At 71.4% G+C, this 17004-nt stretch carries 13 protein-coding genes; 9 read left to right on the forward strand and 4 right to left on the reverse strand.

Annotation, left to right across the window (positions count from 1 at the left end; all coding sequences use genetic code 11):
• Positions 1-93: 93 nt before the first annotated feature.
• A complete protein-coding gene (locus ELY19_RS21125; protein WP_227967004.1) occupies positions 94-1095 on the forward strand; it encodes a sigma-70 family RNA polymerase sigma factor in 1002 nt (333 codons plus the stop codon).
• A 38-nt stretch (positions 1096-1133) separates the two neighbouring features.
• Here the strand turns inward: ELY19_RS21125 and ELY19_RS21130 are convergent, their stop codons facing one another.
• A complete protein-coding gene (locus ELY19_RS21130; protein ID WP_126198235.1) occupies positions 1134-3845 on the reverse strand; it encodes a bifunctional acetate--CoA ligase family protein/GNAT family N-acetyltransferase in 2712 nt (903 codons plus the stop codon).
• A gap of 53 nt (positions 3846-3898) precedes the next feature.
• Positions 3899-5128 (reverse strand): acetoin utilization protein AcuC, encoded by a 1230-nt coding sequence (locus ELY19_RS21135; RefSeq protein ID WP_126198236.1) that lies wholly within the window; start codon positions 5126-5128, stop codon positions 3899-3901.
• A gap of 116 nt (positions 5129-5244) precedes the next feature.
• Here ELY19_RS21135 and ELY19_RS21140 point away from each other — a divergent pair, with 116 nt between their 5' ends.
• Both ELY19_RS21140 and galE read left to right on the forward strand, forming a co-directional pair.
• Positions 5245-5928, forward strand: a complete 684-nt coding sequence (locus ELY19_RS21140) for an iron-dependent transcriptional repressor DtxR (protein ID WP_126198237.1) — start codon at positions 5245-5247, stop codon at positions 5926-5928.
• A 3-nt stretch (positions 5929-5931) separates the two neighbouring features.
• Positions 5932-6918 (forward strand): UDP-glucose 4-epimerase GalE, encoded by a 987-nt coding sequence (galE, locus tag ELY19_RS21145; protein ID WP_126198238.1) that lies wholly within the window; start codon positions 5932-5934, stop codon positions 6916-6918.
• A 21-nt stretch (positions 6919-6939) separates the two neighbouring features.
• Here galE and ELY19_RS21150 read toward each other — a convergent pair whose 3' ends face one another.
• Positions 6940-7995, reverse strand: a complete 1056-nt coding sequence (locus tag ELY19_RS21150; RefSeq protein ID WP_126198239.1) for a DUF4192 domain-containing protein — start codon at positions 7993-7995, stop codon at positions 6940-6942.
• 225 nt (positions 7996-8220) lie between these two features.
• Between ELY19_RS21150 and ELY19_RS21155 the strand changes: the two genes are divergently transcribed.
• On the forward strand, positions 8221-10110 hold the full coding sequence (locus ELY19_RS21155) for an APC family permease (protein ID WP_227967243.1): 1890 nt from the start codon (positions 8221-8223) through the stop codon (positions 10108-10110).
• A 10-nt stretch (positions 10111-10120) separates the two neighbouring features.
• Here ELY19_RS21155 and ELY19_RS21160 read toward each other — a convergent pair whose 3' ends face one another.
• Complete coding sequence (locus ELY19_RS21160) at positions 10121-10924, reverse strand: alpha/beta fold hydrolase (protein WP_164711675.1); 804 nt, start codon at positions 10922-10924, stop codon at positions 10121-10123.
• Between the two features lie 59 nt (positions 10925-10983).
• Here ELY19_RS21160 and ELY19_RS21165 point away from each other — a divergent pair, with 59 nt between their 5' ends.
• The 5 genes from ELY19_RS21165 (at position 10984) to ELY19_RS21185 (ending at position 17004) form a co-directional block, all read left to right on the forward strand.
• Positions 10984-11409, forward strand: coding sequence for a MarR family winged helix-turn-helix transcriptional regulator (locus ELY19_RS21165; RefSeq protein WP_126198241.1), 426 nt, complete (start codon positions 10984-10986; stop codon positions 11407-11409).
• 106 nt (positions 11410-11515) lie between these two features.
• On the forward strand, positions 11516-12451 hold the full coding sequence (locus ELY19_RS21170) for a proteasome assembly chaperone family protein (RefSeq protein WP_126198242.1): 936 nt from the start codon (positions 11516-11518) through the stop codon (positions 12449-12451).
• A complete protein-coding gene (locus ELY19_RS21175; RefSeq protein ID WP_126198243.1) occupies positions 12448-13377 on the forward strand; it encodes an alpha/beta fold hydrolase in 930 nt (309 codons plus the stop codon). The genes ELY19_RS21170 and ELY19_RS21175 overlap by 4 nt, the downstream gene beginning before the upstream one ends.
• A 69-nt stretch (positions 13378-13446) precedes the next feature.
• Positions 13447-14415 carry an alpha/beta fold hydrolase gene (locus ELY19_RS21180; protein ID WP_126198244.1) on the forward strand — a complete coding sequence of 323 codons (969 nt, stop codon included), beginning with the start codon at positions 13447-13449 and terminating at the stop codon, positions 14413-14415.
• 33 nt (positions 14416-14448) lie between these two features.
• A complete protein-coding gene (locus tag ELY19_RS21185; RefSeq protein ID WP_126198245.1) occupies positions 14449-17004 on the forward strand; it encodes a DEAD/DEAH box helicase in 2556 nt (851 codons plus the stop codon).

Genomic DNA, 17004 nt, shown 5'->3' on the forward strand with positions numbered 1-17004 from the left:
CGCTGTTTCCGCAGGTCAGCGCATCGCGGGCCGGGAACTCTGCACGCCCGTCGTCCGTTGAACCAGATGTACCGGCGAACAGGAGGCAGCCACATGGCACACCGCGTCAACACCGCTAGCACCGCAGCCCGCCCCGCTGATCGGGTGCGGCCCCCGCTGACCGAGGCCGATCTCGACGCACAGAGTCCCGCCGCGGATCTGGTGCGCGTGTACCTGAACGGCATCGGCCGCACCGCCCTGCTGACCGCGGAGGACGAGGTCGAGCTGGCCAAGCGCATCGAGGCCGGGCTCTACGCCCAGCACCTGCTGGCCACCAAGAAGCGCATGGCGGCGTCGAAGAAGCGGGACCTCGCGTACATCGTCCGCGACGGCCAGGCCGCCCGGCAGCACCTGCTGGAGGCCAACCTGCGCCTCGTGGTCTCGCTCGCGAAGCGCTACACCGGCCGCGGCATGCCCCTGCTGGACCTGATCCAGGAGGGCAACCTCGGCCTGATCCGCGCGATGGAGAAGTTCGACTACGCCAAGGGATTCAAGTTCTCGACCTACGCCACGTGGTGGATCCGGCAGGCGATCACCCGCGGCATGGCGGATCAGTCCCGCACCATCCGGCTCCCCGTCCACCTCGTGGAGCAGGTGAACAAGCTCGCCCGCATCCGGCGCGAGCTGCACCAGCAGCTCGGCCGTGAGGCCACGGACGCCGAGCTCGCGGCGGAGTCGGGCATCCCGGCGGAGAAGATCGCGGACCTCATGGACCACTCGCGGGACCCGGTCAGCCTGGACATGCCCGTCGGGTCCGACGAGGAGGCGCCCCTCGGCGACTTCATCGAGGACTCGGAGGCCGCTTCGGCGGAGTCCGCCGTGATCTCGAGCCTGATGCACAGCGACGTGCGCTCCGTGCTCGCGACCCTCGACGAGCGCGAGCAGCAGGTCATCCGCCTGCGCTACGGCCTCGACGACGGCCAGCCCCGCACCCTGGACCAGATCGGCAAGCTCTTCGGGCTCTCCCGCGAGCGCGTGCGCCAGATCGAGCGTGAGGTCATGAGCAAGCTCCGCAACGGCGAGCGGGCCGACCGCCTGCGCGCGTACGCGAGCTGATCAGCCCCGATCCATCCCCGAAGGAAGCGCGTCGGCTCTCATAGCCGGCGCGGTTCCGCTTGTTGGGCCAGAACGTCGCTCGCATGCCCGATGCGGATCACGGCGGACAGCACGGAGGCGCCGTCGGTCGTGGCGAGGATCGGTTGGCAGTCGATGGAGGCGATCTCGGGCACCTCGTAGGCGAGGGCGGCGATCCGGGTCACCACGTCCGTCAGCGCGACACGGTCGACGCCGGACTCGCCGGCGAAGCCGTCGAGGAGCGGGGCGGAGCGCGTCGCGGTCACCAGGTCGGCCGCTGCGGCGTTGGTGAGCGGCAGCAATCGGTACGCGCGGTCCCCCAGGAGCTCGGGCACGGCTCCGCTGAGCCCGAAGGACAGCAGCGGGCCGATCCGCGGGTCGTTCTCGTAGCCCACCGCGCAGCCGATGCCCTTGTGCGCCATCCGCTGCACGTGCAGCGTCGACTCCCCCGTCGCCTCCGTCAGCTCCGCGAAGGCATCGGCGACGGCCTGCGGCCCCGTCAGGTCCAGGCGCACCGCCGCGAGGTCGGCACGCAGGCGCCAGCGCTCCCCCATGGCCTTCACCGCCACCGGGTAGCCCAGGCGGTCCGCGGCCCCGACGGCCTCGTCCGGCGTCGACGCCACATCGAAGGCCACGACACCCACCCCGTAGAGGCCCAGCAGCTCCGCGCTCTGGGCGAAGCTCAGGGTGACGGGGCCGGTGTCCGCGTCCCCGGTGGGCAACCATTCCCGCACGCGCGTGCGCGCCGTCTCCACATCGGTGCCGTCGGGCCGTGCGGTGTCCGAGACGGGGCGGGCTCGCCACTGCGCGTACCGCCAGCCGTGGGCGAGGACCCGCGCGGCACGCTCCGGCTCGGGGTACGACGGGACCGAGCCGCGTACCCGCACGCCGTCCTCGTCGGTGGCGGCGAGCAGCTCGGTGACGCCGTCGAAGGCGAGGAAGGTGGAGACGATCGGCTTGATCAGCTTCCGGGAGGCCTCGAGGAGCACCGCGGCGTGCGCTTCGGGGGGCGCCTCCACGGGCGGCACGAAGACCGCGATGATCGCGTCGACCGCGTCGTCGGCGAGGGCCGCGTCGATGGCCGCACCGAACTCCTCGGGGGTCGCGGCCGCACCGAGGTCGACGGGCTGCGCCACGTCGAGTCCCGCTCGGATCCCGGTGTGCGTGGCGAGGATCCCGAGCGCCGTCGAGTTGCCGATGACGGCGACGCGCGGGCCGGCGGGCAGCGGCTGGTAGCTGAAGAAGGTGGCGCAGTCGAACAGCTCCGGGATCGAATCGACCTGCACCACACCGGAGTTCTCGAACAGCGCCTCGGAACCGCGCCGGCGGCGGTCGGCGTCGATCCCGCCGCGGTGCACGGCGACGATCGGTTTCTGCCGGGACAGTCGCTGCGCGATCCGGCCGAACTTGCGCGGGTTGCCGAAGCTCTCGAGGTACAGCAGCACCACTTCGGTCGCGTCGTCGGTGTCCCAGTACTGCAACACGTCGTTGCCCGAGACGTCGGCGCGGTTACCGGCGGAGACGAAGGTCGTCAGGCCCACACCGCGTTTCGCCGCGGTGTCCAGGATCGCGATGCCGAGCGCACCGGACTGACAGAAGAAGCCCACGTTGCCGCGACCGGGAACGACGGGGGCCAGCGTCGCGTTGATCCGCACCTCGCGATCGGTGTTGATCACGCCGAGCGCGTTCGGGCCGATCAGCCGCATGCCGTGGGAGCGCACCGCTTTGAGCAGGCGCCGCTCCGACTCCTTGCCCCGGCCGCCGGCGTCGGAGAAGCCCGACGAGACGACGAGCAGCGTCCGGACCTCCTTGGCGAGGCAGTCGTCGAGCACCTGGTCCATGTTGTCGGCGGGCACGGCCACCACCGCGAGATCCACCTGGTCGGGGATGTCCCGCACGGATTCGTAGGCGCGGATGCCCGCGACTGATCGGCGTTCCGGGTGCACCGGGTACACGGGTCCGGCGAAGTCGCCGGCGATGATGTTGCGCAGCACCGCGTGCCCGACCTTCCCGGGGGTGGTCGACGCGCCGATCACCGCGATCGACGTCGGGCGCAGCGCGTTGCTCACGCTCCGCGCCTCCGATGCCAGCTCGCGGGCGTTGCGCACGGCGACGAGGGCCTCGGTGGGGTCGATGCCGAACTCGACGTGCACGACGCTGCCGTCGAAGCTGCGCCGCAGCTCGTAGCCGGCGGCCTTGAAGACGTTGACCATGTACCGGTTCTCGGCGAGCACCTCCGCCTCGAAGCGGTGGAAGCCGTTCTCGGCGGCGGCCCCGGCGAGGTGCTCGAGCAGGATCGGTCCGAGGCCGCGCCCCTGGTGTTCGTCGGCGACGACGAACGCCACCTCCGCCGATGTCGGCTTCCCGGAGTCGGCGAGGCCCTCGTACAGGCCGACGGCGATGATCTTGCCGCCGAGGATCGCGAGCAGGCAGACACGCTGTTCGTGGTCGACGGTGGTCATCCGGGCGACGTCGCGCGGCGGCATCACCGGGTACGGCCCGAAGTAGCGCAGGTAGCGGGTGCGCTCGGAGAGCCCGGCGTGGAACTCCACCATCGCATCCGCGTCGTCGGGAACGACGGGCCGCAGGTGCACGACACCGCCGTCGGACGCGAGGACATCGGCCACCCAGTGCGCCGGGAACTCGTAGGGGCCCGACGGTGCCTGCGGGCTCGGCGCCGGGAACGGGTCGGTGGCGGGGCCCGGGGGGTGGAGCGGGGTGTCGTCAGTCACGGGGATCCTCCGGGTCGCGTCCTGGAGTGGCGAAGGGCGGCAGGGGCATCACGTCAGTCACGGGGATCCTCGGGGTCGAGTCCGTGGAGCGGAAAAACAGCGGATCGGGTGCGGGCGATGAAGCGGTCCGCGGCGGCCTCCATCGGTGCGGAGGTGGGGTCGTACGAGGAGGGTTCCCACGGGGTGTAGCCGGTGGCGCCGCCCTCGCCCATGGTGTCCGGCAGCGCGCCGACGGCGCCGACCTGGTCGGTGGGCAGGCTCGCGGCGAGGTCCTTCCACTCCTCGGGGATCGGGGTGGTGGGATCGACGTCGGCACCGACGACGGCCGCGATCAGGTGGGTCCAGGCTCGGGGCACGACGTGCACGAGCTGGTATCCGCCGCCGCCGACTGCGAGCCACCGGCCGTCGCACACCTCGTCGGCGAGGTCGCGCATCGCGAGGATCGCGGCGCGCTGCCCGTCGACGGTGAGCGAGAGATCGGTCAGCGGGTCCGACGCGTGGGAGTCGCAGCCGCATTGACTGACGATGAGCTGGGGACGGAACTCGCGCACGACCGACGGGACCACGGCGTGGAAGGCGCGCAGCCACAGATCGTCGGGACAGAAGGCCGGCACCGGGATGTTGACCGCGGTGCCCCGGGCCTCCGGCCCGCCGAGCTCCGTCGGGTAGCCGGTGTTGGGCCAGAGATGCTGGGGGTCCTCGTGCAGGGACACCGTGAGCACCCGGGGGTCGTTCCAGAACTGGGCCTGCACCCCGTCGCCGTGGTGGGCGTCGATGTCGAGGTACGCGATCCGGTCGAATCCGTTGTCGAGCAGCCAGGAGATCGCGATGGCCGCGTCGTTGTAGACGCAGAACCCGGACGCGTGCGAGCGCATCGCGTGGTGCATACCGCCCGCGATGTTGACGGCCCGGGTGGTGTGGCCCGCGGCGATCGCCTTCGCGCCGGTGAGGGTCGACCCGACGAGGCTCGCCGCGGCCTCGTGCATGCGGAGGAAGATCGGATTGTCGTCGTTGCCGAGTCCGTACCCCGTGAGGTCGATCCGCGAGCGCCCCGAGCCCGCGACGCGGACCGCGGCGAGGTAGTCGTCGGTGTGCGCGCGGGCGAGTTCCAGCGGATCGAAGTCCGCGGGGGTCACCACCTCGGCCCCGTCGAGGACGCCCAGCATCCGCGAGAGCTCCATCGTCAGGCGCAGCCGCACGGGGTCCATCGGATGGGAGTGGGAGAACCGGTAGTCGAGTACCGAGGGGTCCCAGACCACCTGGGAGTCGGGGAACCGTGCCATGAGTCACGACCCTAGCCGTTGCCCTCCTGCACCGCTTCGAAGTTAGGTAACCTTAAGTACGGGGGACGGGAGGCCGTCTCGGTTAAGCTCGACGGTGACGATAAGGAGCTGGAGACGTGAACGATCTGGTGGACACCACCGAGATGTACCTGCGGACCATCTACGAGCTCGAGGAGGAGGGCGTCGTACCCCTCCGGGCGCGGATCGCGGAGCGTCTCGAGCAGAGTGGTCCCACCGTCTCGCAGACGGTGCAGCGCATGGAGCGCGACGGTCTCGTCCGGGTGGCCGGCGACCGTCATCTCGAGCTCAGCGAGAAGGGTCGCCAGCTGGCGATCGCGGTGATGCGCAAGCACCGCCTGGCGGAGCGGCTGCTCGTGGACGTCATCGGCCTCCAGTGGGAGAACGTGCACGCCGAGGCGTGCCGCTGGGAGCACGTGATGAGCGAGGACGTGGAGCGGCGGCTGCTGGAGGTGCTGGGCAACCCGACCACCTCTCCCTACGGCAACCCGATCCCGGGCCTCGGCGAGCTCGGCATGGCGATCGCGAACGAGCCCGCGCGCCCCGCCCGTCTCACCGACCTCCCCCAGGGCGGCCCCACCGCCGTGGTGATCAAGCGCCTGGCCGAGCACGTGCAGGCGGACACCGACCTCATCGGCCGGTTCCGTGAGGCCGGCGTCGTGCCGGACGCCCGCGTGTCCGTCACCGTCCAGCGCGGCGCCGTGATCATCTCGGTCGCGGGTCACGAGGACTTCGAGCTTCCCGACGAGATGGCCCACGCCGTCTTCGTCGAGGCGGTGTAGCCGATGCGCCTGGTGGTGACGGGCGGCGCCGGTTACGTCGGCAGCGTGTGCACGCAGGTGCTGCTCGAGCGCGGCCACGAGGTGACGGTGCTCGACGACCTGAGCACCGGCAACCGTGAGGCGGTGCCCGCCGGCGCGACTTTCGTGGAGGGCGACGTGGCGCACGCCGCACGCCCCCTGCTGGCCGACGGCGACTTCGACGGCGTGCTGCACTTCGCGGCGAAGTCCTTGGTGGGCGAGTCGGTGTCGCACCCGCACAAGTACTGGCAGGGCAACGTCGTGACAACCCTGACGCTGCTCGACGCGATGCTCGCGGCCGGCGTGCCGCGACTGGTCTTCTCGTCGACCGCGGCGACGTACGGCGAGCCCGAGTCCGTCCCGATCACCGAGGACGCGCGCACCGCGCCGACCAACACCTACGGCGCGACCAAGCTCGCCATCGACGCCGCGATCTCCTCGTACGCCACCGCGTACGGTCTGGCCGCGGTCTCGTTGCGCTACTTCAACGTCGCGGGGAGCTACGCCGGGTTCGGGGAGAACCGGGAGATCGAGACCCACCTCATCCCGCTGGTTCTGCAGACCGCGCTGGGCCAGCGCGGTGACATCGCCGTCTTCGGCGCGGACTACCCCACACCGGACGGCACCGCGGTCCGCGACTACGTGCATGTCAAGGATCTGGCCGAGGCGCACCTGCTGGCGCTCGACCACGCGCAGCCGGGCCGGCACGAGGTCTTCAACCTCGGATCGGGCGCGGGCTTCTCCGTGCGCCAGGTGATCGACACCTGCCGCGAGGTCACGGGGCGCGATATCCCCGAGACCGCCGCCGAGCGCCGGGCCGGCGATCCGGCGGTCCTCGTCGCCTCCTCGCAGCGGGCGGTCGACGAGCTGGGGTGGCGGCCCGAGAAGACGGATCTGCGCGAGATCGTCTCCGACGCATGGGAGTACACGCAGGCCCTCGGTGATCGTGCGCACGCCGCACGTCGCGCCTGATGGAACCCGCTCCCCGACCCCTCATCCCGCGAGGGGGAAGTCGATGCCCCGGGGCGGGAGTTCCACGCCGAGTCGGCGCGCCACGCCCACGCCGACCTCGGCGGTGAGGCACAGGTCCCGCGGGTGCATGCCCGCGGCGAGGGCGTGCGCCAGGAGGTGCGCGCCGCGGTAGCCGCGGTCCGCGGTCAGCGCCGCGTCGAGGGCGATGCCGGTCAGCGGGCCGTCCCCGCGGAGGTAGCTCGCGGCGGCCACCAACGTCGCCGCGGCGGCGCGGGGCGTGCCCCGCAGGCGGCGCGCCAACTCGGCGAACAGGCCCCGGGCCTCGTCGGCCATCACGGTGATTCCCAGTGCCATCGCCGCGTCGCGCACCGCGACGTCGAGGAGTGCGCCGCCGAGCAGCGCGACATCGGCGTCCGAGAGCGGAGCTCGCCCCTGCGCGGCGACGGCACTGACCACGACGGCCAACAGTTCACAGGGGTCGCCGTCCGCCTCGCCGTCCGCGGCGTCGCGGCAGCGATCCGCTGTGACGCCGGGGCCCTCCTCCGCCAATTGGTCGGTCAGCTCCGCCCGGGATCGGTGCACGGTGCGCCCCTCGACGACCGCCGCGACCATCACCGGCGAGGCCGCCGGGTCCGGCAGTGATCCGCTCTCACCGTGCCGGCAGATCCACCGTTCCTCGGCTTCGATCCGGTCCAGCAGCAGCACGTCGATGATCTCCAGGTCCGGATCGATCGTGTCCCGGGACCGCGCGGCGTCCTCGAGGACCTGCAGCAGCCCGGGGACCACGCGCGCGAACGGGCGCTCGTCGACCACCACGCAGAACAGCCGGTCCGCGCCCTGCCGTCGCAGCATCCCCACCGCCTCGGCGATGTGCGCGCGACAGTCCTTCCTCAGTCCTCCGGATCGGTTCAGGCCGAGGTCGGTGCGCGCGGTGGCGCCGATCCGGCCCGTCACCTCGTCGTGCGCGAGCAGGATCACCGACCTCGTGGGATAGAAGCCGAGGAGGGCCGGAACGGCGGCGACGAGGTCGCCGATGGAGTCGATCTTCAGGACGGGGTCCGCGTGATGTCTGGTCATGGTCGAATGCTCGCCGAGCCCGCGGACGACAACGCGGTCGCGCCGGCGCTCATCCCCAGTTTGGGTACGAAACGTTCTCCACGCTGGGCGTTGTGCACAGGATCGGTCGCAACCGGACACCGGCGGACGGGCGACCGACGCACCGCGGCGGTGAGCGCTACTGTGAACCGCGTGATCGGCTTACCGCGGTTCTCGGACCGCACGCGCGACTGGTTCCTCAGCGGCATGTCTGAGCGGGCCGGCACCCACGTCGGACCGCACGCGACCGATGCGGAACACCCACAGCCGTGGTGGAAGGTCATGTGCCTGACCGGCGTCGACTACTTCTCGACCCTCGGCTACCAGCCCGCCATCGCGTTCATCGCGGCCGGCGTCATCTCCCCCATCGCCACGCTCGTGCTCATCGCGCTGACGCTGTTCGGCGCGCTCCCGGTCTACAAGCGGGTCTCGCGCGAGAGCTTCAACGGGTCCGGCTCGCTGGCGATGTTCGAGCGGCTGCTGCCGTGGTGGGGAGGGAAGCTCTTCGTCCTGGTCCTCCTCGGATTCGCGGCCACCGACTTCATCATCACGATCACCCTGTCGTCCTCGGACGCGGCGGAACACATCGTCGAGAACCCGCTGGTCCCGTCGTTCTTCCACGGCGCGAACATCCCGATCACCCTCGTCCTCGTGATCGCGCTGGGCGTCATCTTCCTCAAGGGCTTCCGCGAGGCGATCGGCACCGCCGTCTTCCTCGTCGCGGTGTACCTCTCGCTCAACGTCGTCGTCATCGGCGTCTCGCTCTTCCACGTCGCCGAACGGCCGCAGAAGGTGCTGGACTGGCAGGATCTGCTCTGGACGGAGCACTCGAATCCGCTCATGGTGATCGCCGTCGCGCTGATCGTCTTCCCGAAACTGGCGCTGGGCCTCTCCGGGTTCGAGACCGGTGTCGCCGTCATGCCGCAGATCAAGGGCGATCCGAACGATCCGCCGGAATACCCCGCCACCCGCATTCGCGACACCGGGCGCATGTTGACGACGGCCGCCCTGATCATGAGCGTCCTCCTCGCCACGTCGAGCTTCGCGACCACGGTGCTCATTCCGGCGGAGGAGTTCGGACCGAACGGCGACGCGAACGGCCGCGCCCTGGCCTGGCTGGCGCACGAGTACCTGGGGAACGGTTTCGGCACCGTCTACGACGTGTCGACCGTGGCGATCCTGTGGTTCGCCGGCGCGTCCGCGATGGCCGGCATGCTGAACCTGGTGCCCCGCTACCTGCCCCGCTACGGCATGGCGCCGCGGTGGGCGTCGGCCGTGCGGCCGCTGGTCGTGGTGCTCACGGTGATCGCCCTCGTGATCGTGCTCATCTTCGAGGCGGATGTGAACGCGCAGGGCGGCGCCTACGCCACCGGCGTCCTCGTGCTCATGACCTCCGCCGCGATCGCGGTGACCATCTCCGCGCGCCGCAAGCGGCAGACCGCGGCCACCTGGGGGTTCGGCCTCATCTCGGCGGTCTTCGTCTACACCACGATCGACAACATCATCGAGCGTCCCGACGGTGTCCGGATCGCCGCGCTGTTCATCCTGGCCATCGCCGTGGTGTCGATCGGCTCGCGCGTGCGGCGATCCTTCGAGTTGCGCGCATCGTCGATCACGTTCGACGAGAAGGCGCTCGAGTTCATCCGCGACGACGCCGCCGCCCAGCACGCGATCCGGATCGTCTCGCACGAGCCCGACGTGGACACCAAGAAGGAGTACCGCGACAAGGTCCGCGCCGAGCGCAAGTTCGGCCACATCCCCGGCCGCTCGCGGGTGATCCTGCTCGAGGTGTGGCCCCGCGACTCCTCGGACTTCGAGGAGGACCTGGAGGTCCGTGGAATCGAGAAGTTCGGGTACCGCCTGCTCAAGGTGCGCTCGGGCAGTATCGCGAACACGATCGCCGCGGTGCTGTTGTACATCCGCGATGAGACCGGCGTGGTGCCCGAGGTCTACTTCCAGTGGTCGGAGATGAACCCCGTGCTGAACATGGGCAAGTATCTCGTCGAGGGCTCGGGCGAGGTCGCTGCGGTGTGCCACGAGGTGCTGCGCCAGGCCGAGCACGACGCCAAGCGCCGCCCCACGGTCCACGTCTCCTGATCGACGACCGTCACGGCCGGTAGGCGAACGGCAGTTGGTGGTGCGACACGGGCAGCGTCTCGACCCGCATCCACGGATACCGCTGTTCGACGGTGCGCGCCAGGGCCGCGCCGTCGTGGTACCGGCTGCGCAGCGCGACGACGACGGTGACTCCTCCCGGTAGCGCCCGGAGCGCCTCCAGGTCCGCGGGGCGCGGCCGGGCCGGCACCGCGTACCACGGTCGCGGCCCGTCGGCCGCTGCACTCGCCAGCCGGCCGGACTCGGGGGTCGGCGGCCAGTGGCCGGACGTCTCCCACTCCGCGTACGCCCGCGCCCGCCGGCTCGACGGGGCCGCCATCACGGGCAGCGCCCGCAGCGCCGTGGTCATTCGCATCGGGGCGAAGACGCGGGTGGGATCGAGCACGGTCAGCGCCCGCACGCGGTCCGGCCGCGCGAGAGCGTGGGCCACCGCGATCTGGGCCCCGAGCGAGTACCCGAGGACGGCGGTCGTCGCCACGCCGAGCCCGTCGAGTACCTCGTCGACCCATCCGGGCAGGTGGCCGCGGGACCGCAGCGCACGACGGTCGCTGCCACCGGCGTCGCCGGGGAGGTCGGGCGCGAGCACGCGGTGGGTGCGGGCGAGCGTGGCCGCCTGGGCGAACCACGCGGCGGCGGTGTCCCGGGCGCCGGGCAGGCACAGGACGGGTGGCGCGGCATCGTCGCCCGCCACGAGGACCCGCGTGCGGGCGAGCGGACCGTCGACGACGGTGCGCCGGACGGGGAGTCCCCACTGCGCGACCAGGGCGTCGTAGGCGTCTGCGAACTCCGTTCCCACGGCCAATCCTCTCGATGATCGAGATATCTCACGCTCAAGCTACCTGATACCGTCGCCGCGTGAGCGACAACGAGCACCTCGTCCACGCGCTGCGCGCCGCGGCGCAGCGCTGGGAGCGCGAGATCGCCGCCTTCGGCGCCCGCCACGGGCTCGGCGGCACCGACGTGCGGGCGCTGGTGGCGCTGCTCGACCTCGAGCGCGCCGGCGCCCCCTCCACGCCGGGCGCGCTGGCGGCGCACCTGCACCTGAGCTCGGCGGCGTGCACCGCCCTCGTCGATCGCCTCACCGCCGCGGGCCTGGTGGAGCGCGCGGCCGACCCCGAGGACCGACGCCGGGTCCGGCTCCTCGTGACCGCGCACGCGCGGCGCCTCGGCGAGGACTTCTTCGCCGATCTCATCGGCCCGATCCGCGCGGCGGCGGCCGCGCTCGCCCCCGCGGAAGCCGAGGTCGTGGGCCGCTTCCTCTCCTCCGCCGTTACGCCGTGAGCGGAAACACGCGACGCGCGGGAATCGACACGGTGCACGCGAGGTTGTCCCACGTGGAAAACTGGTAGTTCCCCCGCGCGGGGAGCACAGCGGTTGGAGGTAGCGCATGGACGAGCAGTCCCACATGTACGAGCTGGAATTCCCCGGCCCGTCGGTCTCGGACACCGACGGCAACGGCCCCGTACTGGTGCACGCGCTCGACGGCTACGCCGACGCCGGTCACGCGCTCCGGCTCCTGCGCCAGCACCTCAAGGACAACCTCTCGACGGAGCTCGTGGCGTCCTTCGACGTCGACGAGTTGATCGACTACCGCTCCCGCCGGCCCGCGATGACCTTCGAGGACGGCTTCACCGGCGTGGACGAGCCCGAACTCAACCTGTACGCGATCCGCGATTCGGCGGGACGACCGTTCCTCCTCCTCGCGGGCGCCGAGCCCGACCTGCGGTGGAACGGCTTCGTCAGTGCCGTCGCCGGCCTCGCCGAGCGCTTCGGCGTGCGCACGGTCGTGGGGCTGCACGCCATCCCGATGGCGGTCCCGCACACCCGCCCCGTACCGGTCACCGCGCACGGCAACAACCCCGAACTGCGCACCGAGCTGCGGTCCTGGGACGGCGGCACCATGCGCCTGCCCGGCAGCGCCGCCGGCCTGCTGGAGCTGCGCATGGCCGACAAGGGCTACGACACGCTCGGCCTGTCCGTGCACGTGCCGCACTACCTCGCGCAGAACGACTACCCCGAGGCCGTGCTCGGCATGCTCGGCGCGCTGCGCAGCTCCGTCGGCCTGCAGCTGCCCGACGGCGACCTCTCCGTGGAGGCCGCGGAGCTGCGTGAGCAGATCGATGCCCAGGTGTCGTCCAGCGCGGAGATCTCGTCCGTGGTCGAGGCACTGGAGCAGCAGTACGACGAGGCCGCCGCCCAGCCGCGCGAGCTGCTCATCGCCGACGGCGAGGCCATCCCCACCGGTGACGACCTGGCGAGCGAGTTCGAGGCCTTCCTCGCGGAGCAGGCCGGCGACGAAGGCGAGAACGGCACCGCGCCGTGACGCAGGTCCGTCAGCGCGTCGCGCTGATCCACGGACATCGCCGGGCCTACCGGATCGGCGGCAGCGGGCCGGCCCTCCTGCTGATCCACGGCATGGCCGACAACTCGTCGACGTTCGAGCCGATCCTCGAGCGCCTCGCCGAGCGGTACACCGTGATCGTGCCCGACCTGCTCGGACACGGGCTGTCCGGTCGGCCGCGCGCGGACTACTCGCTGCCGGCGTTCACCAACGCCATGCGCGACCTGCTCCTCTATCTCGGCATCGAGCGCGCCACCCTGGTCGGGCACTCGCTCGGCGGCGGTATCGCGGGTCAGTTCACCTATCAGTACCCGGAGATGGTCGAACGGCTCGTCTTCGTCAACACCGGCGGCGTCACACGGTCGGTCTCCCCCGTGCTCCGCGCGGTCTCCCTCCCCCTGTCGGAGGTCGCGATCCGGTCACTCGCCCTCCCCGGTGTACTGCCGGTGGCGAGTGCCGCGCTGGAGCTCCTCGGCCGGGTGCCGCACAAGCTGTTCGTCGACAATGCGGAGTGCGCACGCGTCCTCGCGGGCCTGCCGCACGCGGGGACGCCGCGGGCCTTCGCCCGGACCCTGCGCGCGGTCGTCGATCCGCTCGGCCAGGTGGTCACGATGCTCGACCGCACGTACGTCGCCGACACGGTGCCGGTCCTCGTGGTGTGGGGCTCGGACGACCCGATCATCCCCGTCGAGCACGCCCACCTGCTGCACGCCTCGCTACCGGCGTCGCGCCTCGAGGTGTTCGACGGTGCCGGCCACTTCCCGTTCCGGAGTGACCCGGACCGGTTCCTCACGGTCCTGAGCGACTTCGTCGACGGCACCGAGCCCGCCCGGCTGACGGTCGCCGACCTGCAGACCGCGCTGCGCCGCGACGCGGATCTCGACGCCGAGGCCGAAACGCCGGCGTAACCGGCGCGGGCCGTGCCCGTAATCCCGGCCGCCCACACTGACGTGCAGTCAGTCGTGAGGAGGCCCGCGATGAGTCCCGACGTCCTGCCCTTCCGGGCGCGCCCGTACGTGCCCGACCTGTGTTTCGCGACGATCCACGGCCACCGCCGCGCCTACCGGATCGGCGGCACCGGCCCCGCCGTTCTCCTGGTGCACGGGATCGGCGACAACTCGCTGGTCTGGGACTCGGTCCTCGCACCGCTCACCGACCGGTTCACCGTGATCGCACCGGACCTGCTCGGCCACGGTCTCTCCGACCGCCCGCGTGCCGACTACTCGGTGGCGGCGTTCGCGAACGGGATGCGCGACCTGCTGTGTTACCTCGGCATCGAGCGGGTCTCGATCGTCGGCCACTCGCTCGGCGGTGGCGTCGCCGGACAATTCGCCTACCAGTTCCCCGAGATGGTGGAACGGATCGCGTTCGTGGCGCCGGGCGGCGTGGACCACGACGTGTCGCCGATCCTGCGGCTCCTCTCCCTGCCCTTCGCCGAGCAACTGGTCGCGCTGACGGCGCTCCCCGGCGCGAAGCAGGTGCTGGCGACGGCGCTCCTCGCCGCGGCGGCCGTCCCGAGCCCCGTGCGACCCGACGCGGTGCAGTTGCGCCGCGCGCTCGACCGGATGCCGAACACGGCGTCGCCGCACGCCTTCGCGCGGACGCTGCGGTCGGTGGTGGACCTGCGCGGGCAGGTCGTGACGATGCGGGACCGCTGCTACCTCACCGCCGAGGTCCCCACGCTCGTCGCCTGGGGCGCCGACGACTCGATCATCCCCGCCTCGCACGCCGAGGTGCTCCGCGAGGCGCTGCCCGCGGCGCGGGTCGAGGTCTTCGACGGGGTCGGCCACTTCCCCATGACCGAGGCCCCCGACCGGTTCCTCACACTGCTGACGGACTTCCTCACCACGACGACGCCCGCACGGCTGGCCCGGACGCACCTGCGCGACGGCCTGCGCTCGGCCGCCGGCGTCACCGTGGCCGCGCCCGCCCAGGAGCTGGGCTGAACGGCCACGATCGCGGCCCGTAGAGTGAGATGAGTGAACCTCACCGACCTGCTCCCGGCCGATCCGACGGCCGACGCGGTCTTCGAGGCCTTCCTGGAGTGGACCGACGACCGCGGCATCACGCTGTACCCCGCCCAGGAGGAGGCGCTGATCGCGGCGTGCTCCGGAGCGAACGTGATCGTGGCGACGCCCACCGGCTCCGGCAAGTCCCTGGTCGCGATGGGCGCCCAGTTCGCCGCCCTCGCCCAGGGCCGCCGCACGTACTACACCGCCCCGATCAAGGCTCTGGTCAGCGAGAAGTTCTTCGCGCTCTGCGAGGTCTTCGGCACCGAGAACGTCGGCATGGTCACCGGTGACGCCGCGGTGAACGCCGGCGCACCGATCGTGTGCGCGACCGCCGAGATCGTCGCCAACCTCGCGCTGCGCGAGGGCGCGGGGCCTCCGGCGGACCACGACGCCGGCGGGGCCGCGCAGGGCCACCCCGCGGCGGGTGCCACGTCCTCCATCGATCAGGTGGTGATGGACGAGTTCCACTACTACTCGGAGCCGGACCGCGGCTGGGCGTGGCAGGTACCGCTCATCGAACTGCCGCGTGCGCAATTCGTCCTCATGTCCGCGACCCTCGGCGACACGTCCTTCTTCGAGGAGGACCTGACCCGGCGGACCGGCCGCGAGACCGTCCTCGTCGCCGGGGCCGAGCGGCCCGTGCCCCTGCACTTCGTGTACTCGACGATGGCGATCCAGGACCAGATCGTGGAACTGGTGACCACGCACCAAGCACCCGTCTACGTCGTCCATTTCACCCAGCAGGCCGCCGCCGAACGCGCGCAGGCCCTGATGTCGCTGCCGCTCGCGAGCAAGGAGGAGAAGGCCGCGATCGCGGAGGCGCTCGGTGATTTCCAGTTCACCACGGGCTTCGGCAAGACCCTCTCGCGGCTGATCCGATCCGGCATCGGCGTGCACCACGCCGGCATGCTCCCCCGGTACCGCCGGCTCGTGGAGAGGCTCGCCCAGGACGGGCTGCTCAAGGTCATCTGCGGCACCGACACCCTCGGCGTCGGCATCAACGTGCCGATCCGCACCGTCTACCTGACGGGCTTGACGAAGTTCGACGGGAACCGGACGCGCCACCTGCGCGCGCGGGAGTTCCACCAGATCGCCGGGCGCGCGGGACGGGCGGGCTTCGACACGATGGGCACCGTCGTCGTGGCCGCGCCCGAGCACGAGATCGAGAACGCCCGGCGGGAGGCCAAGGCGGGCGGGGATCCGGCGAAACTCAAGCGGGTCCAGCGCAAGAAGCCGCCCGAGGGCTTCGTCTCCTGGGGGAAGGCGACCTTCGAGAAGCTGGTCGCCGCCGATCCGGAGCCGCTGGCCTCACGCTTCTCGGTGACCAACTCGATGCTGCTCAACGTGATCGCCCGGCCGCAGAACTGCTTCGACTCGATGCGGCACCTGCTCGAGGACAATCACGAGTCGCGCCGGAACCAGTTGCGGCACATCCGCACGGCGATCACCCTGTTCCGGGGTCTGGAGTCGGGGGGTGTGGTGGAACGGCTCGCCGAGCCGGACGCGGACGGCCGGCACGTGCGGCTCACCGTCGAGCTGCAGCCCGACTTCGCGCTGAATCAGCCCCTTGCGCCGTTCGCACTCGCGGCGCTCGAGTTGCTCGACGCCGAGTCCCCCGACTATGCGCTCGACGTGATCTCGGTGATCGAGTCCGTCCTGGACGATCCGCGGCCCGTCCTGCGGGCCCAGCAGAACGCGGCGCGCGGCGCCGCGGTCGCCGAGATGAAGGCGGACGGCATCGACTACGACGAGCGGATGGCGCTGCTCGAGGACGTCACCTACCCCAAGCCGCTGGAGGACCTCCTGGTTCCCGCCTTCGCGACCTACGCCGCCGGCCACGCCTGGGTGACGCAGTTCGAGCTCTCACCGAAGTCCGTGGTGCGCGAGATGATCGAGCGCGCGATGACCTTCAACGACCTGGTCTCGAAGTACCAGCTGGGTCGCTCGGAGGGCGCCGTCCTGCGGTACCTCTCGGACGCCTTCCGCACGTTGCGGCACACCGTCCCCGAGGCCGTCCGCACACCCGAACTCGACGACTACATCGCCTGGCTCGGCGCACTCGTGCGATACGTCGACAGTTCTCTCGTCGACGAGTGGGAGGAGATGACCTCACCCGACCCGGTGAAGGCGCACGCCACCGCACCGGAGATCGGCAGGTCCACCTCCCTGACCTCCGATGAGCGGGCGTTCGCCGTCATGGTGCGCAACGCGATGTTCCGCCGCGTCCAACTCGTCGCCGAGGAGGAGTACGACCTCCTCGACGAGATGGATCCGGGGGTCGACTGGTACGCGGCGTTCGACGACTACTACGAGGAGTACGACGACATCGAGACGGACGCGGACGCCCGCGGTCCGCAGCTGTTCTCGCTCGACACCTCGATGCCGCGGGCGTGGCGGGTACGGCAGACCATCGCCGACCCCGACGGGGACCACGGCTGGGCGATCACCGCCGTCGTCGACCTGCCGGCCTCCGACGAGCGTGGCGACGTCGTGCTCGTGGACGTCGAGGTCGTGTCCGGCTGA

It is taken from the genome of Tsukamurella paurometabola (assembly GCF_900631615.1).
Taxonomy (GTDB): Bacteria; Actinomycetota; Actinomycetes; order Mycobacteriales; family Mycobacteriaceae; genus Tsukamurella; species Tsukamurella paurometabola_A.